We start from the raw sequence: 26,198 nt of genomic DNA, 5'->3' as shown, positions 1-26,198 counted from the left end.
TCACTACTGCTCAGGTAACGACACAGGTACATCGGGCCCATGGATAAATTCATCAGAAAGACGACGCGCGGGTAAGCGCAAAAGCTCGTGATGATGCTCAGGTGCGGGAGTAGCGCCGTTTGGGTTCACATTATCGAACCAGCTTCGTGTCGGATCGAGCAATCGCGGTGCTGGAAGTTGTTGTTGAATCGCCCGAACATTCAATTCTGGCAGAACATTTTCAACGGCGAAGCGAACGCGCGTCTGTAAGTCACTTGCACTAATGCGATCGCGTTGCCCCCACGTAATGATGACGTCGGGATTATTCACAGTATCAATGATTCCAATATCGCTGCTGGCGCCTAATCGATAGGCCATCATAAATCGTTCAAACAGCGTGGCAAAGTCTTCGCGTTCATTCAAATACGCATAATACGCAGGCGCAACATCAGGGGTGAAAAACAGTTCAATATCATCGCCGCGATAGCTTCGTTGAGTACTAGTGGCGGTTTCACCGGCAAAACTTACCTGCGCTAACGCCTTCATTTCATTCGGCAACAGCGGATAGGAAACAGGGATTTGATCAGATGAAGCACCATTATTGCGAAAATACGACAGCGGATCATCGCTACTGCGCAATCCAGCCCAACTGGTGGGCGGGAAGAAATCATTGGCGTGGCCTAACTCATGGTACATTAACCATGAAATTGAGGCTTCCAAGTCAACAAAACTGCGCGTCAAACGAGCGTCGGCTGGGTAGCGGCCAGCGGGATAATAGTCATTGTTTTTCACATAGCGCCACGGAATAACGAAATTAAGATCGTTACCAAAGTCACTACGAAAGTCAGGGCGGTCATTCAGCGTGTCGCGCTCTTGTGGGGTTTGCCAAAAGTTATTGGCATCCAGATAGATAGCCCCCGTCGCTGTCCAGTAAAAAGAGGGTCGTACCTCATACGAAATCACAACGGCAGTGGTCGCACGTAACAGCTTCAGCATATCTTGCCCTGCGTCGCTGTTGGTCAGGTACTGTCTGAATCGTTCGCCCATCCAGGCGTGAGAGACCAAGGTTCTATCCAGTACGTCTTCTACCGTGGGTTCGGTCGCGGTTTGTCCTAACAGTGGCAATTCACCAAATCGACAGGTGGAGCGGAGCGCATTGGTGTAAACACAGCGCTCAATCTCGTCTGCGTAGGGGCTGTTGGAATTGAAAGCAAACATGTCAGCACTGACAATCTGATTATTACCCGGGAAGTAAGCATCAGCGACAATAGTGTCGTTCTGAACCATGAGCAAGACATCATCAGCTGCCACAGTTTGGTCCGTGAACGCGACCTCTGCTTCAAACGTGATAGCTGTGTCAGCAGTCACCGACGGCGCATCAAAATAAATGTACTCAGGTCGGTCTGCATCAAGCTGAACATTCTGCGCTTCAGGACCGCCAGTTTGCGTCCATGTGACCGCATCGATTGTTTTGCTATTGGCAGCATCGACTCTGAATGACACACGACCGCGTTCGGTGGCCGCATGATCAAGGCGAACGTTGACATTCGGCGTTGGGTCACTTGTCACGGTGAGTATCACTGACGCACTCAGTGTCTGGCCTGATGCAGTGAGTGCATTAACGCTAAACTCATAGTCACCCGCCAAAGGTACGTCGAACCCAACCGCTAACGTATGAGCGGCGAGCAAATTGACATTGGCAGGTCCGCTCATTTGTTGCCATTCGACTTCCTCAAGGTCAGTGCTGTCCGAGGCGCGAACACCTAACCCAACCGATTCGCCAACCACTGCGTTACTATCACCGAAAAAGGATAATCCTCCGGCAGTGGCAATCGGTTCTACCGGTTGGTTGTCAGGTTCGGGTGAGGGTGAAGGGGGGGCAGGAGGGTTAGGCGCAGGGCCTGTTCCACTATCCGACCCTCCTCCACAGCTTGCGACACTCAACATCGCGACAACACTCAGTACAAACATCCATCGTGACGACATCATCATTGATTAACCTCGTTCAAATCGTTGGCGTTCCTCTTCCATCACAGACTTTAACTTTGGAAGACCTTCGCCTAATTCTTTTCCACGTTTGCGCGCATACACTGCACAACCTACAAACATACCGATGACAAACATCAGCTCGATCACGGCATACACCCACTCGTGTGGTTCGGCATATAGGATAGTAAGACCGTGTAATAGGTAAAACATTACAATAAAATTTGCCCACGCATGGGTATAGGGCTTGCCTTTAACAACTCCGTGTAAAGGCAGCAGAAGTGGCAACACATAAATAATGAAGATAAAAATAGGGCTGTACGTCGCACTATCTCGCAGAAAAAAGTGCCAGACGATAACCCAACATAGCAAGCCAATATGACTGAATAGCGCTAAGTACCGAAAGTGACTGGTTTTTGAAAACATAACGTGCTTCGCCTTGAGGTTGATTTACTGTTTACGTGCAAGATGCGCTAAACGTTTACCCTGCGCAAGACAAAGCGCAATTTCGTCTTCAGACAGACGCGGGTTTTGTTCATTGCTATCCAATCCAACATGGCTGACCCCATAGGGCGTACCGCCCGTTGTCGTGCTGGCTAATTCAGGTACCGAATACGGAAGGCCACAAATAACCATGCCATGGTGAAGCAGTGGCAACATCATAGAAAGTAGCGTTGATTCCTGGCCACCGTGCATACTTGAGCTGGACGTAAATACACACGCTGGTTTATCCACAAGGTCGCCGCGTAACCACAGCGCACTGGTACTGTCGAGGAAATACTTCATTGGGGCGGCCATATTGCCGAACCGCGTGGGACTACCCAATGCCAGCGCAGCACATTCCTGCAGTTCTCTGCTGGTGACATAGGGAGCGCCCGCATCAGGAACAGATTTCGCTTGTGCATCAAGGTTATCTGTCACTTTGGGGACGGTGCGTAACAGCACTTCGCCGCCGGCGGAGCTGGCCCCTAAGGCTATTTTCTCAGCTAAAAGGCGCGTGGCACCATGCTGGCTATAAAATAGAATTAAAATATGACTCATGAACGATTGACTTGCACTAACGACAGAAGCTGTTCTGGTGGTCGTCCGATGACCGCTTTATCACCATCGATAAGTATTGGGCGCTCAATCAATTTTGGCGTTTGCGCCATCGCGCGGATTAATTTTTCGTTGGAAGCGCCTTGCAAACCGAGCGCAGTAAACTCGGGCTCTTTGGTACGCATCATTTGCGTGACATCGGTGATTCCTAATGCGCTAACAAGGTGAGTGAGTTGAGCTTCACTGAGCGGTTCCTTCAAGTACAGGACAATGTCAGGGTGAACGCCGTTGGCGGCCAGAAGTTCTAATCCCTGACGACTTTTAGAACACCGCGGGTTGTGAAGATATTGCATAGTGAAGCCTAATTCGCTGTAATGTACCGTTAAGTATACCGCGAAGTTAGCTGTGAGGTTCAAGTGCGTAAAGTGTTATTTGTGATGGTTGCCGTGTCTGCATTAGTTGGCGGCGTGCTTCTTCAACGCGCTATCGATCCACAGGACGTGGGATATGATTTCGAAACACTGGATGGCCATGCGTTTCGTTGGCAGGACTTTAACGGTCAGTACGTGGTGGTTAACTACTTCGCAGAATGGTGCGCACCCTGTTTGAAAGAGGTGCCTGAACTCAATCAGTTTGAGCAACTTGCTCAGCAAAGTGATTCTATCTCTTTATTTGCGGTCAGTTATGATCCGCTCACCACCGACCAGCTGACCCAAGTTAAACGCCAGTACAACATGCAATTCGCATTACTCAATCCCGCAAAAACGCAGGCAATGCCAATGGACAAGCCTCAGTACCTGCCAGCCACTTACATCATAAAGCCTGACGGCAGTGTCACGAAACCACTGCTTGGAGAACAAACGGCGCAATCAATCAACGCCGCCATTCTACAATTACAACAATCGTTCTAGTTTGGCTTGTTCGTCGCGCAGTTGTTGTATGCGGGCGCGTATTCGTTGTTTATCTAAATGACTATCACCGGCGAAATTGTATGCGTGTTGCAGCTCGTCGATGGCGCGAGGGAAGGCGGCTGCTAAGGCAAACATTTCGGCGTTAATTTGATGCATTTCCAAATATTGTTTGTTGTTGCCGTAGGCGTCGGATAACAGCTGATGGCTTAAGAAATGATCGGGGTTCAGTAGTAAAAAATCACGCAACACATCAGTGGCTAATGCAAACTGATTTTGTTTTATTGCCGCGTTGGCCAGATTCAACGTCACCACCGCATTTCTCGGCGTTTGTTGCAGCTGCGCTTTCAGCATTTCAATCGCTTCTGAGGTTAACTCAAGTTCAATCAACACATCGGTTGCGGCATCAATATAAAAATTGTTGTTGGGATCCTTCTCGATCAACGTATCGATGATGGAACGCGCTTCTTTATATTTTGCGTTGCGCATCAAGGCGAGCGCCAATCCGTATTGAGCCGCCTCAGCAATCACTTGCGGTTTTGTCACTTCAGCCTGGTAATATTCCAAAGCATATTCTGCATCGTAAATATAACGCGCCGTGATTCGTGCTTTCGCCAAATGAAACGCCAGACTGGGCGGAACTCGGCGCGATGGAAGCGCGTCGACTCGCATTCTGGCATCCGCAATACGCGACTCAGGCAGCGGGTGCGACAGCAAGCGGGCAGGCGGACGTGAAACCAGCCTGAACTGCGCGGCAAGCTTACCGAAAAATGTGCCTGCTGCGTCTGGGTCGAAACCCGCCCGTGCCATCATGGTAATACCAATGCGGTCAGCCTCTTGTTCATTTGAGCGAGTGTAATTGAGCTGCATTTGCACAGCAGCAGCTTGTGAGGCACTTACAGCAGCCATTCCAGCTTGGGCGTTGCCGGATACCGCCCCGAGCAAAATCCCCGCCAGCAACGAGGCTATCTGCACAGGAGATGCGCGCTGAGCTGATTGCATGCGACGCGCTAGGTGACGTTGCGTGACGTGGGCGATTTCATGCGCCACCACAGAGGCAACTTCGCTTTCATTGTCGGCGTTGTAAATCAGTCCAGTATGGATGCCGATATGCCCACCATAAAAAGCAAACGCATTAATGTCAGCGTTATTGATCATAAAAAAGGTGTAGGGAAATTTGACATTATCGGCATGAATAACCAATCGGTTACCCAGATCCTGAATGTATTCATCTAACACAGGATCATTCACGATGGGTGCTTGAGCGCGCATTTGCCGCATGATCACATTGCCGACCAACATCTCTTTGTCAATTGAAATGGTGTCAGAAGCGACCACACCGATCTCTGGCAGGGTGTTGCGTTTGAGGCGTTGGGTTTCCTGTGCAACAGCCATTGCTGCACTGAACATAAATATTGCGATGCATAGCGTCGTCAAAGCGCGGGTAAAGCTCATAATACTCCAGAGATTTTTTACGGCCCAGTGATGAAATCACACCATCATTAGAACAGCTTTTTGCCAAATTAGTTGCATTAATATCGTTCACGCGTTGCACGACGTGCCGTGTATAGTGGCGTGCCTGTATTTATAGCGTAAACCGCATTGCTATTATACCCCCGCATAACCTATCATCCGTGCAACTGAGCTTTTCTTGGATCGATTGTTAACCATGCTAGGTGTATTTGACCGTTGGTATAAACGTAAATTTTCCGACCCTGATGCATTAATGTTGCTGCTGCTAATTTTATTTACAGCCGTTGTTTTGCTCTTTTGGGGCGGTATGCTAATGCCGGTTATTGTCGCGGCAGTGATCGCCTATTTGCTCGATTGGCTAGTGTGTCAGCTACAAAGAATGGGCCTGCAGCGTACGCTTTCTACCGCCATTGTCATGTTATTGTTTTTCAGTATTACCATCATGGCGTTAGTGGGGTTGGTACCAGTCATTTCAAAACAAAGTGCTAATCTGATTAAAGAAGTACCCGCCATTTGGGCGCAAGCCCAAGCGTGGTTGATGACACTACCTGAAAAATACCCAACTTACATCCAATATGATGCCATTCAAAAAATGATGGAAAATGTCAATCAACGCATGGTCGGTTATGGCGAAGACATCATTTCTCTTTCGTTTACGTCTATCGGCAACCTAGCCGCGCTGTTAATTTATCTAATCCTCGTTCCATTAATGATCTTTTTTATGCTGAAAGATAAGGCAGAGCTGTTACTGGGAATTTCCCGATTTCTGCCGAAAGAGAGACGGTTAATTTCACAAGTCGGCTTAGAAATGAACGTACAGATCGCCAATTATATTCGTGGCAAAGTGATTGAAATTGTCATTGTTGGCACGGTGTCGGTTGTCACATTTTTAGTGCTCGACCTACGCTATGCCATTTTGTTGGGCGTGCTGGTCGGTCTATCGGTGCTCATTCCCTATATAGGTGCTGCGGTAGTTACCATCCCAGTGGCTGCTGTGGCATTGTTTCAATTTGGTATTAGCACACCTTTTTGGACGGTCATGATCGCCTACGCGATTATTCAGGCGCTGGACGGCAACTTGCTTGTTCCCATTCTGTTTTCAGAAGCGGTCAGCTTGCATCCATTGTATATTATTGTTGCGGTGTTGTTCTTTGGTGGGTTATGGGGCTTTTGGGGGGTGTTTTTTGCTATCCCGCTTGCCACATTGGTGAAAGCCGTTGTTAATGCGTGGTCGTCACCAAAAGAAATTGTCATACCGCCGCCATAGTGGGGCGGTATGAGTGCTGACGTTTATTGATTTAAATAACCCAATACAACCTCATGGTGGTCTTTCGTTTTGAACTTGTTGAACACATGTTCAATATTGCCATCTTCATCAATCAAAAAGCTCAACCGATGCAAGCCATCGTAAACTTTACCCATGAATTTTTTTTCACCCCACACACCAAATTGGTCGGCGACTGCGTGATCTTCGTCACTCAACAGCGTGAAGTTTAAATCGTGTTTTTCTTTAAATCTCGTCAGTCGGGCCACAGGGTCGATACTGATACCCAAAACTTTCACCTGATGACCTTCAAGTTCTGAATGAATATCACGCAAGCCCTGTGCCTGAACCGTACAACCTGGCGTCATGGCTTTTGGGTAGAAATACACTAGCACTTTTTGACCTTTGAAGTCGGCTAGGGAAACGGGTTGGTCTTGTTCATCGTGGAGAGTAAATTGAGGCGCTTTATCGCCCGCTGTCAACGTTTGCATATTAATCCTGTCGTTGTTTGTCAATCAGTTCGCCGGTTAGGCCCAAGTCTTCCAGTACGCGGAAAACAGCGATTCTAAATGCGTTGATGTCGGTCGCTTGCGGCGCACTCAACATCATTTTACAACGCATCATATTGGCACCCGTCTGCTTCTGTGTAAATGTTTGCTGCCGAAGGGCGCTTACGCTTACGCCGTGCTCTGCAAATAACGACGTCACTGTTTTTACGATGCCAAGTGAATCGACGCCCGTAAACTCCAAGCTCAACAGGTGGTCAAGGTTTTGCTTACAATGCTCGCTCGTACGCTTAAGAATAGAAAGCAGATCATGTTCCTGACACAGGCGTGGTAGCATGATTTCAGCCTTAGTAATACATGCCTGACGACCCTCAATGATCATGGTCAACGAAAAGTCTTTTCCCAGTATGGCCTGTCGGCTATCCAAGATATTGCAGTTTGCCTCTGCGACGCACTGTGCAACTGCACTTAATATGCCGGGCCGATTCATACCCAAAATAGTGACAATGAGCTGTAACTTCATAATAGACCACACTGTAATGCGTCAAAATAGCCGCGTATTTTCCGTGTAAATATCTTGAATGGCAATATTATGATGAAAATGCTTGGATCTGGGCATCTGTTGCTTGTTTTTAAAAGGCTGCATCATTACCATGTGCGCTCTTAAATAAAAGGGGTAATGATGTTCACAGGAAGCTACGTCGCGCTCGTCACGCCAATGCATCAGGACGGGCAGGTCGATTACGTCTCACTTGAAAAACTGGTTAAGTTTCACATTGATGCGGGAACACACGGTATCGTTTCGGTTGGAACCACCGGTGAGTCTGCAACGCTTCCTTTTGAAGAACATATTGACGTTGTCGCTAAAACTGTCGAATACGCCGCGGGGAAAATCCCTGTTGTTGCGGGCAGTGGGGCCAACTCTACCGAAGAAGCCATATTCCTTCATCATCAGTTAGCGAATACGGGTATCGTTGGCTATCTAAGCGTTGTTCCTTATTACAATAAGCCGCAGCAGCGCGGGATGATTGCGCATTTCAATGCTATCGCTGACGCCTCCACGTTACCCACATTGTTGTATAACGTGCCGGGGCGCACGGCGGCAGATATGCTGCCTGAGACCGTGGCGGAATTAGCAAAACACCCCAATATCGTTGGGCTTAAAGATGCGACAGGGGATATCCAGCGGTTAAAAGATACGCTGCCTTTGGTCCCTGACGACTTTATTCTATTGAGTGGTGACGACGCCACCAGTTTAGAGTTTCTCAGCCATGGCGGTCATGGCGTCGTTTCCGTGACAGCTAACATCACGCCCAAGCAAATGTCACAGTTATGTGAATTGGCGTTAGACAAGCATTTTTCACAGGCGAAAAATATCAACCAACAACTTGATGCGTTACACCATCAATTGTTCAGCGAGCCAAACCCCGTGATACCAAAGTGGGCATTGTTTAAAATGGGCTTGATCTCAACGCCGGTTTTGCGACTTCCTTTAGTCGAGCCGGAACTTGTGAGTCAAAAACAAATCGAATCAACCATGCAGTTGCTAGGATTAGTATAAAAGGTGTTCATGAATACGTATAAAAAAGGTTTAAAACCTGTTCTTTTGGTTTCGCTACCACTGTTGGTCATGACAGGCTGCGCAAGCAAGCAAGAACGCCAATTGGCCTCTGGTGGTTTCAAATACACTGAAATTTCAGAAGGGCAGTCAATCAAAGTTCCTAGTGATGTCGATTCTCCCGAGTTCAGTAGCCGTTACAAATTGCCCAAGTTAGGTGACGATGCGCCACGCGGGTTACTCGGTAAAGATTTACGTATTAGCTCACCACGATTGGTTTTGCCGGTTGTCACAGGCTCGCACGTGACTGAAGGCACAAAAACCGCCACCGTTTGGTTTGATAAAGTGGATGACTCTCAGCCCCTTGATCAAACCATTTGGAATTCACTGATTGCGTTTTTAGACGATCGCGGTATTGGTGTTGATACCTTCGACCCGGAAGCGCAACGTCTGGTAACGGACTGGATGATTATCAGCAATGATGAAGATGAAAGCTGGTATAGCTGGACGCGTACTGAGGGCGAAACGGGCCGACGTTTTGAATTTACGTTGGATTTGAAACCTCACGGACGCAGCGCTGCGTTGCACACTGAGCTTGTCGATTACTTAAAAACAACCGGTAATGACGTGAGCGCAGATATTGACGTGATCAGCGAACGTCAGGAAGAAGTCGACATTCTGAATCAGGTTATCAGCTATTATGACCAACAAATTCAGATTGCCAACTCGAATAAATTGCGCGAAATTCGCCAAGGATTGTCCACAGAAATGGGCTTTGATCCCAATGGAGATCCAGCGTTTGTTGTCGATGCAAAGTATGACATAACATGGCCGCGCACGTTGCTGGTGTTACGCAAATTAGGCTTCGACGTGAAAGACTTAGACAAGTCAAATGGCTTACTTTTTGTTACCTACAGTGGTGCTGAGACAAGTTGGTGGGAAGATTGGTTTGGCAGTGATAATGGTCTCAATTTGGATGAAGATGATTACCGCCTGTTGGTGAAAAGACAGGGCGAGAAAACCTCTATCACGTTTATGGACGATGAAAGCCAGCCGTTTTCAGCCAAGCAAGTTGCCGATTTATATAATGCATTTTCAGACGTCATGTCAGAAAATGACCTGGACATCTAACCTGTAAAGAGAAGTGTTGGAATGCAAAAGCAGCAAGAACTCTACCGTGGTAAGGCGAAAACTGTCTTCACGACCAACGATGCCGATAAGTTAATATTGGAATTTCGCAATGATACCTCGGCATTTGACGGTGAAATTATTGAGCAGCTTGATCGTAAGGGTGAGATTAACAATAAGTTCAATCATTTCATCATGCAAAAAATTGAAGCTGAGGGTATCGAAACTCAGTTAATAGAGCGCTTGAGTGACACAGAATCGTTGGTCAAAAAGCTCGACATGATCCCGGTTGAATGTGTGGTGAGAAACTTTGCAGCGGGCTCAATGTGCAAGCGTTTGGGGATTGAAGAAGGCAAAGCGTTGTCGCCATCTACGTTTGAGTTTTTCCTGAAAAACGACGCATTACACGATCCTATGGTGAATGATTTTCACATTCTTGTTTTTGGGTGGGCAACGCAAGCGCAGATTGATGAAATGAAATCAATCACGTTGAAGATTAATCAGATATTGAAACAGCTTTTTGATCAGGCTGGAATGTTATTGGTTGACTTCAAGCTTGAGTTTGGTGTGTTTGAAGGCCGCTTAGTGCTAGGCGATGAATTTTCGCCTGATGGGTGTCGTTTATGGGACAAGGAAACACGCAAGAAAATGGACAAGGATCGCTTCAGACAAGGGCTGGGCAGTGTGGTAGAAACCTACATTGAAGTTGCACAGCGCCTTGGTGTTAAACTATAGAAGTCACTTACTGAATGTATCCAAAAAAGGCGCGATTATAGCGCCTTTTTTAATCCAGCTTTAACGTCACCGGCCCATTGGGTTTAGCACAACAAGGTAAGCACTCATCGTCGTCGATGAAGGCGAGCGGGTCGGTGATATAGTCTATGCAGCCATCAATCAGTGTAGTGCGGCAAGCGCCACAGAATCCGTCTCGGCAATGGTACTGAATATCAATCTGATAGCGCTCCAGTGTTTGAAGCAATGTTTCAGAGGCTTCTGTATGCAAGGATTTAGTGCTAACGACACCGTCGTGGCCCTGATGCTCCACAACGGTGATGATACACGTCTCATCGACAGGTAATTCGCGCACTGGACTGCTTACAGCTCGAAGTCAGAGAACTCACTGGAACTGACTTCGGAATCGATTTGCCCGACCAGATAGGAACTGATCTCAGACTCCTGTGGTGCAACCTGTACATTGTCAGAACTCAAGTAATTGTTCATCCAAGGTAACGGGTTGCTTTGTACATCGAATGGTTGGCCCATACCGATGGCATTCATGCGATGATTCGCGATGTATTCAACGTACTGGCACAAAATATCTTTGTTTAACCCAATCATTGAGCCATTCTGGAACAAGTATTCAGCCCACTCTTTTTCCTGTTCTACGGCTTTGAGGAAAATAGCTTTCGCTTCTTCCTGGCACTCTTCTGCTATCTCCGCCATTTCCGGATCATCTTTCCCTTTGGCCCATAGGTTCAGAATGTGTTGAGTTGATGTAAGGTGAAGGTTTTCATCACGTGCGATTAAACGAATAATTTTCGAGTTACCTTCCATCAACTTGCGCTCGGCGAACGCAAATGTGCAGGCAAAAGACACGTAAAAACGAATGGCCTCAAGCGCATTGACAGAATTAATACACAGGTACAATTTCTTTTTAATCTCACGCACGGTCACAACGTGAGTTTCGCCATTGATGACGTGCTCACCTTCACCTAAAGTTTGCCAAAGCTGCGTGTAGAAAATCAAATCATCGTAATATTGGCTAATGTCGCTTGCTCTTTTCTTTATCTGATCATTCACTATGATGTCATCAAACACCGCACTCGGGTCTGAAAACAGGTTGCGTAGAATGTGTGTGTAAGAGCGCGAATGAATCGTTTCAAAGAATGACCAGGTTTCTATCCATGTTTCCAGCTCAGGTAATGAAACAATAGGCAGCAAAGCAATGTTCGGACTGCGGCCCTGAACTGAATCAAGCAAGGTCTGGTACTTAAGGTTTGAAATGAAGATGTGTTGCTCTGCATCGCTTAGTTTCTGAAAATCAACACGATCGCGACTCACATCCACTTCTTCTGGGCGCCAAAAGAAACTGATCTGTTTTTCAATTAATTTTTCGAAAATAGGGTGTTTCTGCTGATCATAGCGCGCCACATTGACGGGGTTACCCATAAACATGGGCTCAACCATGGTGTCAGTGACGACCTGATTAAACGTTGTGTATTTCATATTATCTGTTACCTGACGATGTTATTTATCGAGCGTTCTAGGCTGTTTTATTCTTTTCGGCACAATGGCGTGCGCAAACTACGCTATATTTTGCACGCACCACCTGCACAATCATCATCTTCTTCAACAACAGCTTCTACTGCCTGCGGCTGAACGACCTGTGCTTTTGCAACCGTAGCACTGCTGCTGTCGGTCGCACCGTCACGGGTGTTGTGATAGTAAAGTGTCTTTACGCCAAGTTTGTAGGTGGTCAACAAGTCTTTAAGCAATAGCTTCATGGGGACTTTACCGCCTTCGTACTTACTTGGATCGTAGTTGGTGTTGGCTGAAATGGTTTGGTCAATAAACTTCTGCATGATCCCAACCAACTGCAAATAACCGTCATTTGAGGGAATATCCCACAACAACTCATATTGGTCTTTTAGGCGGTCATACTCAGGAACCACTTGTTTCAACACACCATCTTTACTGGACTTGATACTGATGTGTCCACGTGGTGGTTCAATACCATTCGTAGCATTAGAAATTTGTGATGAGGTTTCAGAAGGCATTAATGCAGATAATGTACTATTGCGTAAACCATGCTCTACAATATCGTTGCGTAGACTATCCCAATCGTAATGTAGCGGCTCATCGCAAATGGCATCTAAGTCTTTACGATAAGTATCAATCGGCATTAACCCCTGAGAATACGTGGTTTCGTTAAATTTCTGACACGGGCCTTTTTCCTTGGCGAGGTTATTAGACGCCTTCAATAAATAGTACTGCATGGCTTCAAACGTGCGATGCACTAAACCATTGGCGCTTTGGTCTGAATACTTAACACCATTTTTCGCCAAATAGTAGGCAAAATTAATCACACCAACACCCAAGGTCCTGCGCCCCATCGTGGCATTGAGGGCGGCGGGTACCGGGTAATCCTGATAATCTAATAAACTGTCAAGCGCACGCACCGCTAAATCAGATAGTTCCTCAAACTCGTCGAGGCTTTCAATGGCCCCTAAGTTAAACGCTGATAATGTGCATAGGGCGATTTCGCCGTTTTCATCATTAACATGTTCTAGCGGCTTAGTTGGTAAGGCAATCTCTAAGCATAAGTTGCTTTGTCTGACCGGAGCGAGAGTAGGGTTGAAAGGACTGTGAGTATTACAATGATCAACGTTTTGCAGATAAATACGGCCGGTGCTGGCTCGTTCTTGCATAAACAAACCAAATAACTCCATCGCTTTGATTTGCTTTTTGCGAATGCTAGGGTCGTTTTCGTATTTCACGTATAGGGCTTCGAACTTGTCTTGATCCGCAAAAAAGGCGTCATACAGGCCCGGAACGTCAGACGGGCTGAACAACGTGATATGCTGATCTTTGATCATGCGCTGATACATAAGTTTGTTGAACTGTACACCGTAGTCCAAATGACGTACTCGGTTTTCTTCAACGCCGCGATTATTCTTAAGTACCAGCAACGACTCAACTTCGAGGTGCCAAAGCGGATAGAACAAGGTCGCCGCACCGCCTCGTACACCGCCTTGCGAGCAACTTTTAACCGCTGTCTGGAAGTACTTATAGAACGGTAAGCAGCCAGTGTGGAATGCTTCGCCACCACGAATAGGGCTACCCAGCGCTCTGATTCGGCCCGCATTAATCCCAATGCCGGCACGCTGGCTCACGTATTTGACGATGGCACTGGCAGTGGCGTTAATAGAGTCCAGGCTATCGCCTGTTTCAATCAGAACGCAGCTACTGAATTGACGAGTCGGTGTGCGAACCCCGGCCATGATCGGTGTAGGAAGGGATATCTTGAACAATGACACCGCATCATAAAAACGCTTGATGTACGTCAGGCGCGTTTCGGCAGGGTATTTGGCAAAAAGACAGGCAGCCACCAGAATATACAAAAACTGAGCAGACTCATAGATGTCGCCTGTCACACGGTTTTGAACCAAATACTTACCTTCCAGTTGCTTCACCGCCGCATAACTGAAATTCATATCGCGCCAATGGTCAATGTAGCTGTCCATTTCTTCGATTTCCTGCCGCGTGTAATCGGTCAGAATATGCGCATCGTACTTACCATTTTTGACCATCTGCTCAACATGTTGATACAGGGCAGGGGGTTCAAATTGACCATACGCTTTCTTGCGCAGATGGAAAATGGCTAAACGTGCGGCGAGATACTGATAGTCTGGTGCATCGGTTGAAATTAAATCGGCCGCTGACTTAATCAGTGTTTCGTGGATAACTTCAGTGCTGATCCCGTCATAAAACTGGATCTGAGCCTTGATTTCAACTTCAGAAACGGACACATTTTTAAGGTCTTTGGCTGCCCACGTTACCACTTTGTGGATTTTATCTAATTCGATGGTTTCTCTTTTGCCATCACGTTTGGTGACATATAAATTATTATTCATTATCAGTAGCCATTATTGTGTTTGCCCACGGCATGCAAAGAAGAGCGTTAACTCTCACGCAGTGATATTGATTTATTATGTAGAAACAGCGCCGCTTTTTGATGAGAGCGTGTTGACCTTTGCGGAACATTTTTGCAGCAGTTTGATGACAATTTAAACAAGGCTGAGCGAGCGCTGTGTAGTTATTCTACATGAGCGAGCGAAAACGCAGTATAAATTGTCATCAAGCGCTGCCCGCAGGGTTCAAAATTTGTACCGCAAAGGTCAGCACGCTCTGGTGTTATTGAGCAGCTGAAACACAAGATAGTGAGGTTTTAGGTGTAATGCAACCCAAGATATGGTGATTTAAGCAATAAAAAACTGGCACCAATTTTTAGTTAGTGGAAGCTCACTGCACAGTGCCTATGATGAGCAACGATATGCAAAGATCAAACTAAATCGCACCCAAAAACCAAATTTATATAATGATTTAGTTTTTAGGCGATATCGATATATAGGTTAATATTTCTTCAATACCACTAGATATAGTGTTTTGTGGGCGTCATGCAAAATCTTGTTTCTGACAAACCACCAGATAATTGACGTCGATGTTCTTGTTCGAAAGATAATACTGCTGCGTCAACGGGCTGAGGTGCAGCCCTGTCGAGCGGAGCGGAACTAAACTGGTTGAGTCAACCATGTTCAACAATTCACTGGGCTGAATAAATTTCGCGTAAGAATGTGTGCCTTTGGGAACAAGATTGAGTAAATATTCGGCCCCGACAATCGCCATTAAGTACGACTTCACATTACGATTAAGCGTTGAAAAGAACACGAGTCCACCGGGTTTAACTAAACGGGCACAGGCCTGCACAACCGACGCAGGTTCGGGAACATGCTCTAGCATTTCCAAACAGGTCACGATATCGAATGTATCCGCATGTTGCTCTGCATAGGCTTCGGCGGTCGACGTGTGATATGTCACGTCAATCTGACTTTCGAGCCCGTGCAGTTTGGCGACTTCCAGTGCCTCTGATGACATATCAATGCCTGTGACGTTGGCGCCCATCGCAGCCATGGCTTCCGACAAAATTCCGCCGCCACAGCCAACATCAACGATATTCTTACCGAACAACCCATTCGCCTGTTCAGCAATAAACGCTACACGAAGCGGATTGATGTCGTGCAAAGGTTTAAATTCGCCAGACTTATCCCACCACCGTGTTGCAATGGCTGAAAATTTCTGGATTTCGTCGTGGTCGATATTCATGCAGAGGAAGGCTCATTCAGCAAAAGAAAAACGGCATAACCTTAGCGATTTCGGTTGCACAGGTAAAGACCTTTGCAAAACTGCGTTTTAAGGCACATCAAAGGCTACAGTTTGGCATAAGGTAGTGGTACACTGGAGGCTTGATGTTTTACCCATAAAAGTGTGTCACTGCCGTTTTAAAGAAGCGTGAGTATCGGTAGCGTTGACTCGATAAACCTATAAGGGACAAGCCAGTTTATGACTGACAATGCCAAAGAAATCCTTCCCATTAACATCGAGGAAGAATTAAAGAATTCTTACCTTGATTATGCCATGAGCGTCATCGTTGGCCGTGCGTTACCCGATGTAAGAGATGGCTTAAAGCCTGTGCATCGGCGCGTTCTTTTCGCCATGAACGAGTTGAAAAACGATTTCAATAAGCCGTACAAAAAATCAGCCCGTGTTGTTGGTGATGTGATCGGTAAATATCACCCTCACGGTGACTCAGCGGTGTATGACACCATTGTACGTATGGCTCAGCCTTTCTCGTTGCGTTATATGTTGGTTGATGGTCAGGGTAACTTTGGCTCTGTGGATGGTGACTCTGCCGCCGCTATGCGTTACACCGAAATTCGCATGGCGAAGATTGCACATGAATTACTCGCTGATCTGGATAAAGAAACCGTCAATTTCGTACCCAACTATGACGGTACTGAAAATATCCCAGAGGTGTTACCTACCAAAGTACCTAATTTACTAGTCAACGGTTCTTCGGGCATTGCGGTGGGAATGGCGACGAATATTCCTCCGCATAATTTGACTGAAGTTGTGAATGGCTGCATCGCGTTGATTAATGACCCATCGTTGGGCGTTGAACAATTGATGGAATATATCCCCGGTCCGGATTTCCCCACGGCAGCCATGATCAGCGGGCGTAAAGGTATCGATGATGCCTACCGTACCGGACGTGGCAAAATCTATATGCGTGCACGCGCTGAGATTGAGACCGAAGATAATGGTAAAGAAACCATCATCATCAATGAGATCCCTTATCAGGTTAACAAAGCACGCTTGATTGAAAAAATCGCCGAGCTGGTTAAAGAGAAAAAGATAGAAGGTATATCTGCGCTACGTGACGAGTCTGATAAAGATGGTATGCGTATTGTTGTAGAAGTGAAGCGCAACGAATCCGCCGAAGTTTTGCTCAACCATTTGTATTCGCAAACCCAGTTACAAACTGTGTTCGGAATCAATATGGTGGCGTTGGATAACGGTCAACCAAAAGTCTTCAATCTGAAGCAAATGCTCGAAGCGTTTGTACTTCATCGTCGTGAAGTGGTGACTCGACGTACCGTGTTCGAGCTGCGCAAGGCGCGAGATAGGGCTCACATCCTTGAAGGTCTAGCGATTGCGCTAGCAAACATCGACGAAATCATTGAGTTGATCAAAGCTTCGCAGAGCCCGTCTGATGCGAAGCAGGGCATTATCGCACGCGGCTGGAAACTCGGTGATGTAGCGGCCATGCTTGAACGCGCGGGAGATGAAGACCCATCACGTCCAGAATGGCTAGCGCCAGAATTCGGTATTCGTGAAGGCGAGTACTTCCTGACTGAGCAGCAGGCGCAAGCCATCCTCGACTTACGTTTGCATAAGTTGACAGGCCTAGAGCACGACAAAATCCTCGATGAATATAAGGGCTTGCTCGAGCTGATTGCCGAGTTATTGCATATTCTTGGAAGCCCTGAACGATTAATGGAAGTTATCCGCGAAGAATTGGAAGCGATCCGCGATGAGTTTGGTGATGCACGCCGCACTGAAATAACCGCTGCCACTCATGACATCGATATTGAAGATTTGATCGAGCAAGAAGACGTTGTTGTGACCTTGTCTCACGAAGGTTATGTTAAGTATCAGAAGTTGAGCGATTATGAAGCGCAGCGTCGTGGCGGGAAGGGTAAATCAGCCACAAAAATGAAAGATGAAGACTTCATCGAGAAGTTGTTGGTTGCTAATACCCATGACCACATCCTGTGTTTCAGTACCCGCGGCCGATTGTATTGGCTCAAGGTATATCAGTTGCCTCTCGCCAGTCGAAATGCCCGCGGTCGTCCGATCGTGAATATTCTGCCACTGGAAGAAAATGAACGCATAACGGCCATTCTTCCGATCCAAGAGTTTTCTGAGGATCAGTTTGTGATCATGGCGACTGCGAATGGCACCGTCAAGAAGACAGCGCTAACGTCTTATTCTCGCCCTCGCTCAAACGGCATTATCGCCGTTAACCTGAACGAAGGTGATGAGTTAATCGGTGTGGATATCACCAACGGCGAAGATGACATTATGTTGTTCTCAGACGAAGGCAAAGTGGTGCGCTTCAATGAGAAAGCGCGTGACTCTGAAACCGGTGAGGTGAAACGTGATCCTGAAACCGGTGATGAAATTCTAGCGATCCGCCCTATGGGGAGAACGGCGACTGGTGTACGCGGTATTCGACTTCAGGAAGGCCAACGTGTGGTCTCCATGATCGTGCCGCGCGGCGAAGGCGCTGTACTCACCGTGACCGAAAATGGTTTCGGTAAGCGTACACCATTAGCGGATTACCCAGCCAAGAGTCGAGCAACGCAAGGCGTGGTTTCAATCAAGGTTTCGGAGCGTAACGGTAAAGTTGTCGGCGCGGTGCAGGTTGATGACAACATGGAAATCATGTTGATCAGTAATCGCGGTACTTTGGTGAGAACGCGAGTCGCCGAAGTCTCGGTGGTCGGGCGAAATACTCAAGGGGTTCGCTTGATACGTACGGCGGACGACGAGCAGGTCGTTGGGTTGGAGCGTATCGAGGAAATCGCGGTTGACGATATTGATGCTCTTGAATCCGACTCCGTTGAAACAGGCGCGATTGAAACAGCGCAATCAGGCGATGGTACATCGGCAGATGTTCCATCAGGTGATGATCCACAAGAAGATTAATCAATAATGACGGTGTACAACTTTTCAGCGGGCCCAGCAATGCTGCCCGCCGATGTGATGGCGCAGGCCCAGCAGGAGTTTCTCGATTGGGGAGGGCTGGGCACGTCAGTTATGGAAATCAGCCATCGCAGCGCCGAATTTATGCGAGTGGCCGCCGAGTCTGAGGCCGATCTTCGCCAATTAATGAACATTCCTGAAGACTACACCGTGCTGTTTATGCACGGTGGCGGTCGTGGTCAGTTCGCGGCAGTACCACTCAATCTGGCACAACCTCATCAGCATGGTATGCATTTGGTGTCAGGCTCCTGGTCGAAGGCGGCAGTGGTGGAAGCCTCTAAGTATATTCATGCCGACAGCGCTGATATACGTTTTGAAGAGAACGGGATTATTGGCGCGGATGTGAGTTTAGCTTCGCCCGTCGGTGACGATACGGCTTTTGTGCACTATTGCCCGAACGAAACAGTGGATGGCATCGAGTTATTTGATGTACCCAGCGCGAAAGTGCCGATTGTCGCTGATATGTCGTCGAATATCTTATCGCGTGAGATCAACGTGGCTGACTATGGCCTCATATATGCCAGTGCGCAGAAGAACATTGGGCCAAGCGGTCTGGCGGTTGTGATTGTAAAAACCGAACTGTTGGGGGGCGCTCAGCCGCAAACCCCGGTGATTTTGGATTATACTGCGGCAGCGCAAAACGAGTCGATGTTTAACACGCCGCCAACGTACTCTTGGTATTTGTCGGGGCTGGTCTTTAAGTGGTTGTTGCAAAACGGTGGCGTTGCTGCGATTGAGGCGGTAAATCGCCAAAAAGCTGCACTTCTTTATAAGGCCATCGATGCATCGGATTTGTTTGTGAACCGTATCGCTCCGCAAAATCGCTCTTTGATGAATGTCGTTTTTCAATTGCGCGATGAGAGTCTGAATGCTCAGTTTTTAACTGAGTCCGTTCAACACGGGTTACATGCGTTGAAAGGACACCGCAGTGTGGGTGGAATGCGCGCGAGTATTTACAATCCAATGCCACTTGCCGGTGTGCAGTGTTTAGTTGAATTTATGCAAGAGTTTGAACGTACTAAAGGATAGCCAGTTGCAACAACTTACCCTAGAGCCCATCGCGCGAGTCGATGGCACTGTGAACGTACCCGGTTCGAAAAGTTTGTCTAATCGTGCATTATTACTCGCCGCAGTGGCGCAGGGTGAAACAACATTAACCAATTTGCTCGACAGTGATGATATACGCCATATGCTGACGGCGTTGTCTAAGCTGGGCGTTAAAACACGCCTTTCTGATGATAAAACACGTTGCACCGTCGTAGGCTTAGGGCGTTCGTTTCAAACTGAACTTCCACTGGAATTATTTTTAGGCAATGCTGGCACTGCGATGCGCCCTTTATGCGCGGTGCTGGCAACGTCGGACGTTGATGTGACGCTGCAGGGCGAGCCGCGGATGGAAGAACGTCCGATTGGCGATCTGACAGAGGCATTGCGACAAGCTGGCGCAGATATCACTTTTCTAAAGAACGCAGGGTTTCCACCGCTGCAGATTAAGGGAAAGCGCTTGCGAGGTGGGAATATGACGGTGGATGGCAGTGTTTCTAGCCAGTTTTTAACCGCTCTATTAATGGCTGCGCCTCTATTCGAAGGTGATTCAACAATCACTATTGTTGGCGAACTCGTGTCTAAACCCTACATAGATATTACATTGGCAACCATGAAGGCGTTTGGTGTCGAGGTTGAAAACCAAGATTATCGGGTATTCACGGTAAAAGGTTCACAGCAATACCAATCCCCAGGCCGCTTTATGGTCGAAGGTGATGCGTCATCGGCGTCGTATTTTTTAGCGGCGGGCGCGATTAAAGGCGGTACCGTCACAGTGACCGGCGTGGGGCGCAAGTCAATTCAGGGAGATGTTCGGTTTGCTGATGTGCTGCAAAAAATGGGCGCAAATGTTGAGTGGCAAGACGATTCCATATCCGTTTCTGCAGGCACGTTGCAAGCAATCGATATGGATATGAACCACATACCAGACGCTGCCATGACCATAGCAACCACGGCATTGTTTGCTGAAGGTACAACAACGATACGCAATATTTATAATTGGCGGGTCAAGGAAACGGATCGACTGCATGCCATGGCGACAGAGTTACGTAAAGTGGGCGCTGTGGTCGATGAGGGGCATGATTACATTACAATTACACCGAATAAGGTGATGCACGCCGAAATTGATACGTACGATGACCACCGAATGGCGATGTGTTTTGCGTTGGTTGCGTTAAGCGATTCACCGGTGACCATCAACGACCCCGGATGCACCCGCAAAACCTTTCCTGATTTCTTTACGCGATTCAAGTCTCTGTATTAAGGGGCTCCCAGCACCACCCTGTCGATTACGCAGTATAATCTGTGCGGTAAGAGGTTGGTAATTCCGACGAGCGGGGCGTATAATCCCGCCCGTTTTTTGCTAGGGAAGTCTATTTTATGCAAGCAATACCGGTGGTAACCGTGGATGGGCCTAGCGGTGCAGGCAAAGGAACCTTGTCAGCCATGTTAGCGACTCATCTGGAATGGCATTTGTTAGACAGTGGAGCACTTTATCGCGTGCTTGCCGTCGCAACTCAGCATCATGGCCTTGCGCCGATGGATGAAGAAGGCATTGTGCCGCTAGCGTCAAGCCTTGATGTCTCGTTTGAAACTGACGGAAAAGGGCGCAAAATTGTGCTGGAAGGAGAAGACGTGACCGACGTTATCCGCACGGAAGACGTTGGCAGTGTTGCTTCTCAGGTTGCGGCGCTTCCACGAGTGCGTGAAGCGCTATTGCGCAGGCAGCGAGCCTTCCAGCAGGCCCCCGGCCTGATTGCTGATGGCCGTGACATGGGCACGGTTGTTTTTAACAGTGCTGAAGCGAAAATTTTTCTGACAGCCTCAGCCGAGGCTCGCGCCGAACGACGTTTTCACCAGTTGAAAGACAAAGGTTTGGATGTTAACATTGCGCGCCTTTTAACCGACATAAAAGCTCGCGATGAGAGAGACACTCAACGTGCCGTGGCACCATTGGTTGCAGCGGAAGACGCTTTGTTGATCGACTCTACTTCGCTGAATATTCAGCAAGTATTTGAAAAGGCAATGAATTTTGTGAAAGAAAAGGCGCTGGTTTAGCGCATTTTTCGATCGTGAAATGACACGTAACTCATCATCGACAAGGACTGGCGATGATTTTTAATAACAACCCCACGTTAACTGGATTGTAGTGTGGATGTCAAAATGATTATTTTAACTTACTTATATGACTGAAAATTTTGCAGATCTCTTTGAAGAGAGCTTACAACAGCTAGAAACTCGCCCAGGTGCCATTGTTAAAGGTACCGTTGTTTCTATCGATAAAGATATTGTGCTAGTTGACGCTGGCCTTAAATCTGAAAGTGCTATTCCTGTTGACCAGTTCAAGAACGCAGAAGGCGAGCTTGAAATCGCTATCGGCGATACGGTTGACGTTGCACTCGATGCCGTTGAAGACGGTTTCGGTGAGACCATCCTTTCACGCGAGAAAGCGAAACGCCACGAAGCGTGGGTAGACCTTGAAAAAGCGTATGAAGAGAAAGAAACCATCAAGGGTGTTATTAACGGTAAAGTGAAAGGCGGCTTCACAGTTGAAGTAAATACTGTACGTGCTTTCTTGCCGGGTTCTTTGGTTGATGTTCGTCCAGTGCGCGACACAACACACCTTGAAGGTAAAGAATTAGAATTCAAAGTGATCAAGCTTGATGCCAAGCGTAATAACGTGGTTGTTTCACGCCGCGCAGTCATTGAAGCAGAGAATAGCGCAGAGCGTGATTCATTGCTGGCTAACCTTGAAGAAGGTCATGAAGTTAAAGGTATCGTTAAAAACCTTACTGACTACGGCGCGTTCGTCGATTTAGGCGGTGTAGACGGTCTACTTCATATCACTGATATGGCTTGGAAGCGCGTTAAGCATCCTAGCGAGATTGTGAATGTTGGCGACGAAATCAACGTTAAAGTACTTAAATTCGACAAAGAGAAGTCTCGCGTTTCTCTTGGTATGAAGCAAATGGGCAGCGATCCATGGCAAGAGATTGCTAACCGTTACCCTGAAGGTTCTAAACTGAGTGGTGCGGTAACCAATCTGACTGATTATGGTTGCTTCGTTGAAATTGAAGATGGCGTTGAAGGTCTTGTTCACGTATCTGAAATGGACTGGACAAACAAAAACGTACATCCGTCTAAAGTAGTTAACCTAGGTGACGTTGTTGAAGTGATGGTTCTTGAGATTGACGAAGAACGTCGTCGTATCTCACTTGGCTTGAAACAGTGTATCGATAACCCTTGGGAAACATTCGCTAAGTCGCACGAAAAAGGCGACAAAGTGTCTGGTAAGATCAAGTCAATCACTGACTTTGGTATCTTTATCGGTCTAGACGGTGGCATCGATGGACTTGTTCACTTGTCTGACATCGCTTGGAATAAAACCGGTGAAGACGCTGTTCGTGACTACAAGAAAGGCGATGAAATCTCAGCCGTTGTTCTTCAGGTCGACCCAGAGCGCGAGCGTATTTCATTAGGTGTTAAGCAGATCGAAGAAGATCCGTTCAACAAGTACCTAGCTGATACTAAGAAAGGCACTATTGTTGCCGGTACCGTCACCGCAGTTGACGCAAAAGGCGTTACGGTTAACTTGTCTGAAGAAGTTGATGGCTACATCCGCGTTGGCGACCTTGCTCGTGACCGTGTAGAAGATGCTTCTGAGGTAGTTAACGTGGGTGATGCGATTGACGCCAAATTTATGGGTGTGGATCGTAAGAACCGTATGGTTAACCTTTCTGTTAAGGCGAAAGATCAAGCTGACGAGAAAGAAGCTCTAGATAAAGTGAATAACCAGACAGAAGATGCTGGTTTCGCAAACGCTATGGCAGAAGCTTTCAAAGCGGCGAAAGGCGAGTAATACTCACCTAAAAAGTCAAATGCGGTGCATCAAATGATGCACCGCTCATCATTTGCAGGTAACATTGAGATAATTAAGCGCTTTAATTACCACTCAAGAGGTTGCCATGACAAAGTCTGAACTGATCGAAAGACTGGCGTTGCAAGCACAACATGTTCCCGCTCACGAGCTTGAAATCGCAGTCAAAGAATTACTTGAACAACTCGCTCAAACGTTGCAAAAAGGCGAACGTATTGAGATACGAGGGTTCGGCAGCTTTTCTCTTCACTATCGCGCACCGCGTGTCGGGCGTAATCCTAAAACCGGTGAAACCGTGCAGCTTGAGGGTAAATATGTCCCACATTTCAAGCCAGGCAAAGAACTTCGCGACCGCGTTAACGACGGCATGTAAACCCACTGGACGACAGGAGTTCGATTTTTGAAAGGACTAATTCTATTTTTACTCGTTCTATTGTTGCTTATTATAGGCGTGGTTGTTGGTTCTCAAAATGATCAGATGGTTACGGTGAATTACCTGGTCGCTCAGGCCAGTATGCGTCTCTCAACGTTAATGGCGATTGTACTCTCAATGGGTGTGGCGCTTGGTTTACTCACCATGGCAAGCAGTTGGCTTGCCCTACGGGTCAAACTGGGTGTGCTGAGGCAGAAACTTAAAAAGCTGCAAAGCGAATAACGCATGTTAGAACTGTTGTTTTTGTTGCTTCCAATTGCTGTCGGATACGGCTGGGTGATGGGGCGGAACAGTTTGCGTCAGGCGCAGCGTAAACAATCAAGCATACTGTCTAAGCACTATTATCGTGGCCTCAACTTTCTCCTGTCAGAGCAGCCTGATAAGGCCGTTGATACGCTGATTAAAATGATCGATCTGAACAATGATACGGTCGAAACGCACATTGCTATGGGTAATTTCTTCCGGCATCGCGGCGAAATAGATCGCGCCATTCGTGTACATCAAAATCTGGTTAGCCGCGATGAAATTCAACCCATGCAACGCGAAAACGCGTTACGCGAACTCGGCAGAGACTATACGCAGGCAGGTTTTCTGGAACGTGCTGAAAACGCCTACTTACAACTGCTGAATAGTGACAAGCATTATCTTAATGCCCAGCAAAGTTTGTTCAAAATTTATCAAACCACGAAAGAGTGGGATAGGGCAATTGACCTCGCCGAGCGAATGGTCGACTGCCATGGTGACAACAATGACATTCATGTGCGCTTAGCGCATTTCTACTGTGAAAAAGCTCAGAAAGCGCTGGATAAAGGTGAGCAAATATCCGCTGCTGAAAGTCTACAAAAAGCCGTTGCTTCAGACGAAAAAGCCGTCAGACCTTGGTTGATGTTGGGCAAACTTGCGATTGATAAAGGCGCTTTTCAGGATGGTTTCGAGTGTTTGACGCAAGTCGCTCAGCGAGACATCAATTGGATGAGTGAAGCCATCCCACTGCTGGAACAATGCGCAGAGGGCACTCAGGATTGGCAACAGTTTGAACGTATTATTGATCAGCATGGCGGCAATAGTGCAGCGGCATACCTTGCCAAAGTCAATGTCATGGCAAGGCGCGGCGAGGTGGACGAAGCGACCAAGATGCTTTACGAACAATTACGCAAAAAACCCACTATGAAAGGCTTTGCCACATTAATGCGTTTGTACATTCAAAATCAACAACTGGACGAAAGCACGAGTAGCTTGGCGTTGTTGAAAGGTTTGGTTGAGCAGCAAATGTTACAACGTCCGAAGTATCGGTGTGGAAACTGCGGTTTTTCGGGGCGAAAAGTGTATTGGTTATGTCCTTCATGCAAAAAGTGGGGCGTGGTAAAACCTATTAAAGGATTAGATGGAGAATAGTACTATGAACGATCCTAAGGTCATTGTTGCATTAGACTTTGATACTAGGCAGCAAGTTGATCAATTGGTAGAAAAACTTAACCCGTCTGAATGCCGTTTAAAAGTGGGTAAACAATTGTTCACACACGAAGGGCCCGCGCTTGTAAAGCACTTGGTGGCGTCTGGTTTTGATGTATTTCTCGATTTGAAATTCCACGATATTCCCAACACCGTCGCAAAAGCGTGTATCGCAGCAGCCGACTTGGGTGTTTGGATGGTCAATGTGCATGCTTCCGGTGGCCAGAAAATGATGTCACACACGCGTGAAGCGTTAGATGCTCACGGTGCAAGCAAGGTAAAACTGATTGCAGTGACCGTATTAACCAGTATGGATCAAATGCAGCTTGATGATGTGGTTGGCGGGATCAGTATTGAGCAGCAAGTATTGAAACTGGCGGTGTTGAGTAAACAAAGCGGGTTGGATGGTGTGGTGTGTTCAGCGCAAGAGGCGCAGATGCTCAGACATCAACTGCCGAACGATTTTCAACTGGTAACACCCGGAATACGACCTGCAGGCTCTTCAGCTGACGATCAAACTCGTATCGTGACGCCTGAAGACGCAATCAATTACGGTGTTGACTATATGGTGGTAGGCCGACCTATCACGAAAGCCAACGATCCCGTGTCGGCATTACGTACTATCAATGAACAAATTGCGGCGACGCGATAGCCGCCGCAATGTTG

Annotated in this window: 25 protein-coding genes; 14 read left to right on the top strand and 11 right to left on the bottom strand. The window is 47.4% G+C overall.

What is annotated here, in order from left to right:
* Nucleotides 1–3: 3 nt before the first annotated feature.
* From KIU71_RS08120 to arsC, 4 genes are read right to left on the bottom strand one after another with little or no spacing between them, the layout of a single operon-like run.
* On the bottom strand, nt 4–1,971 hold the full coding sequence (locus KIU71_RS08120) for a hypothetical protein (RefSeq protein WP_214130723.1): 1,968 nt from the start codon (nt 1,969–1,971) through the stop codon (nt 4–6).
* A 3-nt stretch (nt 1,972–1,974) separates the two neighbouring features.
* Nucleotides 1,975–2,391: a DUF2069 domain-containing protein gene (locus KIU71_RS08115; protein WP_214130722.1), complete on the bottom strand. Its 417-nt coding sequence runs from the start codon at nt 2,389–2,391 to the stop codon at nt 1,975–1,977.
* A gap of 24 nt (nt 2,392–2,415) precedes the next feature.
* Nucleotides 2,416–3,006, bottom strand: a complete 591-nt coding sequence (wrbA, locus tag KIU71_RS08110) for an NAD(P)H:quinone oxidoreductase (protein ID WP_214130721.1) — start codon at nt 3,004–3,006, stop codon at nt 2,416–2,418.
* Complete coding sequence (gene arsC / locus KIU71_RS08105; protein ID WP_214130720.1) at nt 3,003–3,356, bottom strand: arsenate reductase (glutaredoxin); 354 nt, start codon at nt 3,354–3,356, stop codon at nt 3,003–3,005. Before arsC ends, wrbA begins: the two co-directional genes overlap by 4 nt.
* A gap of 63 nt (nt 3,357–3,419) precedes the next feature.
* Between arsC and KIU71_RS08100 the strand changes: the two genes are divergently transcribed.
* Nucleotides 3,420–3,914, top strand: coding sequence for a TlpA family protein disulfide reductase (locus KIU71_RS08100; RefSeq protein ID WP_214130718.1), 495 nt, complete (start codon nt 3,420–3,422; stop codon nt 3,912–3,914).
* Here the strand turns inward: KIU71_RS08100 and bepA are convergent.
* Entirely contained in the window at nt 3,897–5,366 is a 1,470-nt protein-coding gene (gene bepA, locus KIU71_RS08095; RefSeq protein WP_214130717.1) for a beta-barrel assembly-enhancing protease, read from the bottom strand. The genes KIU71_RS08100 and bepA overlap by 18 nt on opposite strands.
* 214 nt (nt 5,367–5,580) lie before the next feature.
* Here bepA and KIU71_RS08090 point away from each other — a divergent pair, with 214 nt between their 5' ends.
* Nucleotides 5,581–6,651 (top strand): AI-2E family transporter, encoded by a 1,071-nt coding sequence (locus KIU71_RS08090; protein WP_214131021.1) that lies wholly within the window; start codon nt 5,581–5,583, stop codon nt 6,649–6,651.
* Nucleotides 6,652–6,674: 23 nt separating this feature from the next.
* Here the strand turns inward: KIU71_RS08090 and bcp are convergent, their stop codons facing one another.
* Together bcp and KIU71_RS08080 are read right to left on the bottom strand one after the other, a co-directional pair.
* On the bottom strand, nt 6,675–7,139 hold the full coding sequence (bcp, locus tag KIU71_RS08085) for a thioredoxin-dependent thiol peroxidase (protein ID WP_214130716.1): 465 nt from the start codon (nt 7,137–7,139) through the stop codon (nt 6,675–6,677).
* A 1-nt stretch (nt 7,140) separates the two neighbouring features.
* On the bottom strand, nt 7,141–7,677 hold the full coding sequence (locus KIU71_RS08080; protein ID WP_250207382.1) for a glycine cleavage system protein R: 537 nt from the start codon (nt 7,675–7,677) through the stop codon (nt 7,141–7,143).
* Between the two features lie 159 nt (nt 7,678–7,836).
* Between KIU71_RS08080 and dapA the strand changes: the two genes are divergently transcribed.
* From dapA to purC, 3 genes are read left to right on the top strand one after another with little or no spacing between them, the layout of a single operon-like run.
* Nucleotides 7,837–8,715: a 4-hydroxy-tetrahydrodipicolinate synthase gene (gene dapA, locus KIU71_RS08075; protein WP_214131019.1), complete on the top strand. Its 879-nt coding sequence runs from the start codon at nt 7,837–7,839 to the stop codon at nt 8,713–8,715.
* 9 nt (nt 8,716–8,724) lie between these two features.
* The gene (gene bamC, locus KIU71_RS08070) at nt 8,725–9,843 is read left to right on the top strand and encodes an outer membrane protein assembly factor BamC (protein ID WP_214130715.1); all 1,119 of its coding nucleotides are present in this window, start codon (nt 8,725–8,727) and stop codon (nt 9,841–9,843) included.
* A 21-nt stretch (nt 9,844–9,864) separates the two neighbouring features.
* Nucleotides 9,865–10,575, top strand: a complete 711-nt coding sequence (gene purC / locus KIU71_RS08065; RefSeq protein ID WP_214130714.1) for a phosphoribosylaminoimidazolesuccinocarboxamide synthase — start codon at nt 9,865–9,867, stop codon at nt 10,573–10,575.
* Nucleotides 10,576–10,624: 49 nt separating this feature from the next.
* Here purC and yfaE read toward each other — a convergent pair whose 3' ends face one another.
* From yfaE to ubiG, 4 genes are all read right to left on the bottom strand, one after another.
* Nucleotides 10,625–10,927: a class I ribonucleotide reductase maintenance protein YfaE gene (gene yfaE, locus KIU71_RS08060; protein WP_390881831.1), complete on the bottom strand. Its 303-nt coding sequence runs from the start codon at nt 10,925–10,927 to the stop codon at nt 10,625–10,627.
* Nucleotides 10,928–10,935: 8 nt separating this feature from the next.
* Nucleotides 10,936–12,066 carry a class Ia ribonucleoside-diphosphate reductase subunit beta gene (gene nrdB, locus KIU71_RS08055; RefSeq protein ID WP_214130713.1) on the bottom strand — a complete coding sequence of 377 codons (1,131 nt, stop codon included), beginning with the start codon at nt 12,064–12,066 and terminating at the stop codon, nt 10,936–10,938.
* 83 nt (nt 12,067–12,149) lie between these two features.
* Nucleotides 12,150–14,474 (bottom strand): class 1a ribonucleoside-diphosphate reductase subunit alpha, encoded by a 2,325-nt coding sequence (gene nrdA / locus KIU71_RS08050; protein WP_214130712.1) that lies wholly within the window; start codon nt 14,472–14,474, stop codon nt 12,150–12,152.
* A 541-nt stretch (nt 14,475–15,015) separates the two neighbouring features.
* Complete coding sequence (ubiG, locus tag KIU71_RS08045) at nt 15,016–15,723, bottom strand: bifunctional 2-polyprenyl-6-hydroxyphenol methylase/3-demethylubiquinol 3-O-methyltransferase UbiG (protein ID WP_214130711.1); 708 nt, start codon at nt 15,721–15,723, stop codon at nt 15,016–15,018.
* A gap of 237 nt (nt 15,724–15,960) precedes the next feature.
* Between ubiG and gyrA the strand changes: the two genes are divergently transcribed.
* The 9 genes from gyrA (at nt 15,961) to pyrF (ending at nt 26,184) form a co-directional block, all read left to right on the top strand.
* Nucleotides 15,961–18,669, top strand: a complete 2,709-nt coding sequence (gyrA, locus tag KIU71_RS08040) for a DNA topoisomerase (ATP-hydrolyzing) subunit A (RefSeq protein ID WP_214130710.1) — start codon at nt 15,961–15,963, stop codon at nt 18,667–18,669.
* Between the two features lie 6 nt (nt 18,670–18,675).
* Nucleotides 18,676–19,755, top strand: a complete 1,080-nt coding sequence (gene serC, locus KIU71_RS08035; RefSeq protein ID WP_214130709.1) for a 3-phosphoserine/phosphohydroxythreonine transaminase — start codon at nt 18,676–18,678, stop codon at nt 19,753–19,755.
* Between the two features lie 4 nt (nt 19,756–19,759).
* Nucleotides 19,760–21,034, top strand: a complete 1,275-nt coding sequence (gene aroA, locus KIU71_RS08030) for a 3-phosphoshikimate 1-carboxyvinyltransferase (protein WP_214130708.1) — start codon at nt 19,760–19,762, stop codon at nt 21,032–21,034.
* Nucleotides 21,035–21,150: 116 nt separating this feature from the next.
* Nucleotides 21,151–21,828, top strand: a complete 678-nt coding sequence (gene cmk / locus KIU71_RS08025) for a (d)CMP kinase (RefSeq protein ID WP_214130707.1) — start codon at nt 21,151–21,153, stop codon at nt 21,826–21,828.
* A 127-nt stretch (nt 21,829–21,955) separates the two neighbouring features.
* Nucleotides 21,956–23,629, top strand: coding sequence for a 30S ribosomal protein S1 (gene rpsA / locus KIU71_RS08020; protein WP_214130706.1), 1,674 nt, complete (start codon nt 21,956–21,958; stop codon nt 23,627–23,629).
* A gap of 106 nt (nt 23,630–23,735) precedes the next feature.
* On the top strand, nt 23,736–24,020 hold the full coding sequence (gene ihfB / locus KIU71_RS08015; protein ID WP_214130705.1) for an integration host factor subunit beta: 285 nt from the start codon (nt 23,736–23,738) through the stop codon (nt 24,018–24,020).
* A gap of 27 nt (nt 24,021–24,047) precedes the next feature.
* Nucleotides 24,048–24,302 carry a lipopolysaccharide assembly protein LapA domain-containing protein gene (locus KIU71_RS08010; RefSeq protein ID WP_214130704.1) on the top strand — a complete coding sequence of 85 codons (255 nt, stop codon included), beginning with the start codon at nt 24,048–24,050 and terminating at the stop codon, nt 24,300–24,302.
* A gap of 3 nt (nt 24,303–24,305) precedes the next feature.
* Nucleotides 24,306–25,475 (top strand): lipopolysaccharide assembly protein LapB, encoded by a 1,170-nt coding sequence (lapB, locus tag KIU71_RS08005; RefSeq protein ID WP_214130703.1) that lies wholly within the window; start codon nt 24,306–24,308, stop codon nt 25,473–25,475.
* Nucleotides 25,476–25,479: 4 nt separating this feature from the next.
* Nucleotides 25,480–26,184, top strand: a complete 705-nt coding sequence (gene pyrF / locus KIU71_RS08000) for an orotidine-5'-phosphate decarboxylase (protein ID WP_214130702.1) — start codon at nt 25,480–25,482, stop codon at nt 26,182–26,184.
* The last annotated feature ends 14 nt before the right edge of the window (nt 26,185–26,198 follow it).

The sequence above is a fragment of the Alteromonas oceanisediminis genome, from assembly GCF_018474025.1.
Classification (GTDB): Bacteria; Pseudomonadota; Gammaproteobacteria; order Enterobacterales; family Alteromonadaceae; genus Alteromonas_E; species Alteromonas_E oceanisediminis.
This window is presented reverse-complemented; position numbering and strand designations above follow the sequence as displayed.

What these genes read in the sequence shown, in the direction of transcription:
- KIU71_RS08120 (WP_214130723.1), bottom strand. Translation starts at nt 1,971, where the DNA reads ATGATGATGTCGTCACGATGGATGTTTGTACTGAGTGTTGTCGCGATG.
- KIU71_RS08115 (WP_214130722.1), bottom strand. Translation starts at nt 2,391, where the DNA reads ATGTTTTCAAAAACCAGTCACTTTCGGTACTTAGCGCTATTCAGTCAT.
- wrbA (WP_214130721.1), bottom strand. Translation starts at nt 3,006, where the DNA reads ATGAGTCATATTTTAATTCTATTTTATAGCCAGCATGGTGCCACGCGC.
- arsC (WP_214130720.1), bottom strand. Translation starts at nt 3,356, where the DNA reads ATGCAATATCTTCACAACCCGCGGTGTTCTAAAAGTCGTCAGGGATTA.
- bepA (WP_214130717.1), bottom strand. Translation starts at nt 5,366, where the DNA reads ATGAGCTTTACCCGCGCTTTGACGACGCTATGCATCGCAATATTTATG.
- KIU71_RS08090 (WP_214131021.1), top strand. Translation starts at nt 5,581, where the DNA reads ATGCTAGGTGTATTTGACCGTTGGTATAAACGTAAATTTTCCGACCCT.
- bcp (WP_214130716.1), bottom strand. Translation starts at nt 7,139, where the DNA reads ATGCAAACGTTGACAGCGGGCGATAAAGCGCCTCAATTTACTCTCCAC.
- KIU71_RS08080 (WP_250207382.1), bottom strand. Translation starts at nt 7,677, where the DNA reads ATGAAGTTACAGCTCATTGTCACTATTTTGGGTATGAATCGGCCCGGC.
- dapA (WP_214131019.1), top strand. Translation starts at nt 7,837, where the DNA reads ATGTTCACAGGAAGCTACGTCGCGCTCGTCACGCCAATGCATCAGGAC.
- bamC (WP_214130715.1), top strand. Translation starts at nt 8,725, where the DNA reads ATGAATACGTATAAAAAAGGTTTAAAACCTGTTCTTTTGGTTTCGCTA.
- purC (WP_214130714.1), top strand. Translation starts at nt 9,865, where the DNA reads ATGCAAAAGCAGCAAGAACTCTACCGTGGTAAGGCGAAAACTGTCTTC.
- nrdB (WP_214130713.1), bottom strand. Translation starts at nt 12,066, where the DNA reads ATGAAATACACAACGTTTAATCAGGTCGTCACTGACACCATGGTTGAG.
- nrdA (WP_214130712.1), bottom strand. Translation starts at nt 14,474, where the DNA reads ATGAATAATAATTTATATGTCACCAAACGTGATGGCAAAAGAGAAACC.
- ubiG (WP_214130711.1), bottom strand. Translation starts at nt 15,723, where the DNA reads ATGAATATCGACCACGACGAAATCCAGAAATTTTCAGCCATTGCAACA.
- gyrA (WP_214130710.1), top strand. Translation starts at nt 15,961, where the DNA reads ATGACTGACAATGCCAAAGAAATCCTTCCCATTAACATCGAGGAAGAA.
- serC (WP_214130709.1), top strand. Translation starts at nt 18,676, where the DNA reads ATGACGGTGTACAACTTTTCAGCGGGCCCAGCAATGCTGCCCGCCGAT.
- cmk (WP_214130707.1), top strand. Translation starts at nt 21,151, where the DNA reads ATGCAAGCAATACCGGTGGTAACCGTGGATGGGCCTAGCGGTGCAGGC.
- rpsA (WP_214130706.1), top strand. Translation starts at nt 21,956, where the DNA reads ATGACTGAAAATTTTGCAGATCTCTTTGAAGAGAGCTTACAACAGCTA.
- ihfB (WP_214130705.1), top strand. Translation starts at nt 23,736, where the DNA reads ATGACAAAGTCTGAACTGATCGAAAGACTGGCGTTGCAAGCACAACAT.
- lapB (WP_214130703.1), top strand. Translation starts at nt 24,306, where the DNA reads ATGTTAGAACTGTTGTTTTTGTTGCTTCCAATTGCTGTCGGATACGGC.
- pyrF (WP_214130702.1), top strand. Translation starts at nt 25,480, where the DNA reads ATGAACGATCCTAAGGTCATTGTTGCATTAGACTTTGATACTAGGCAG.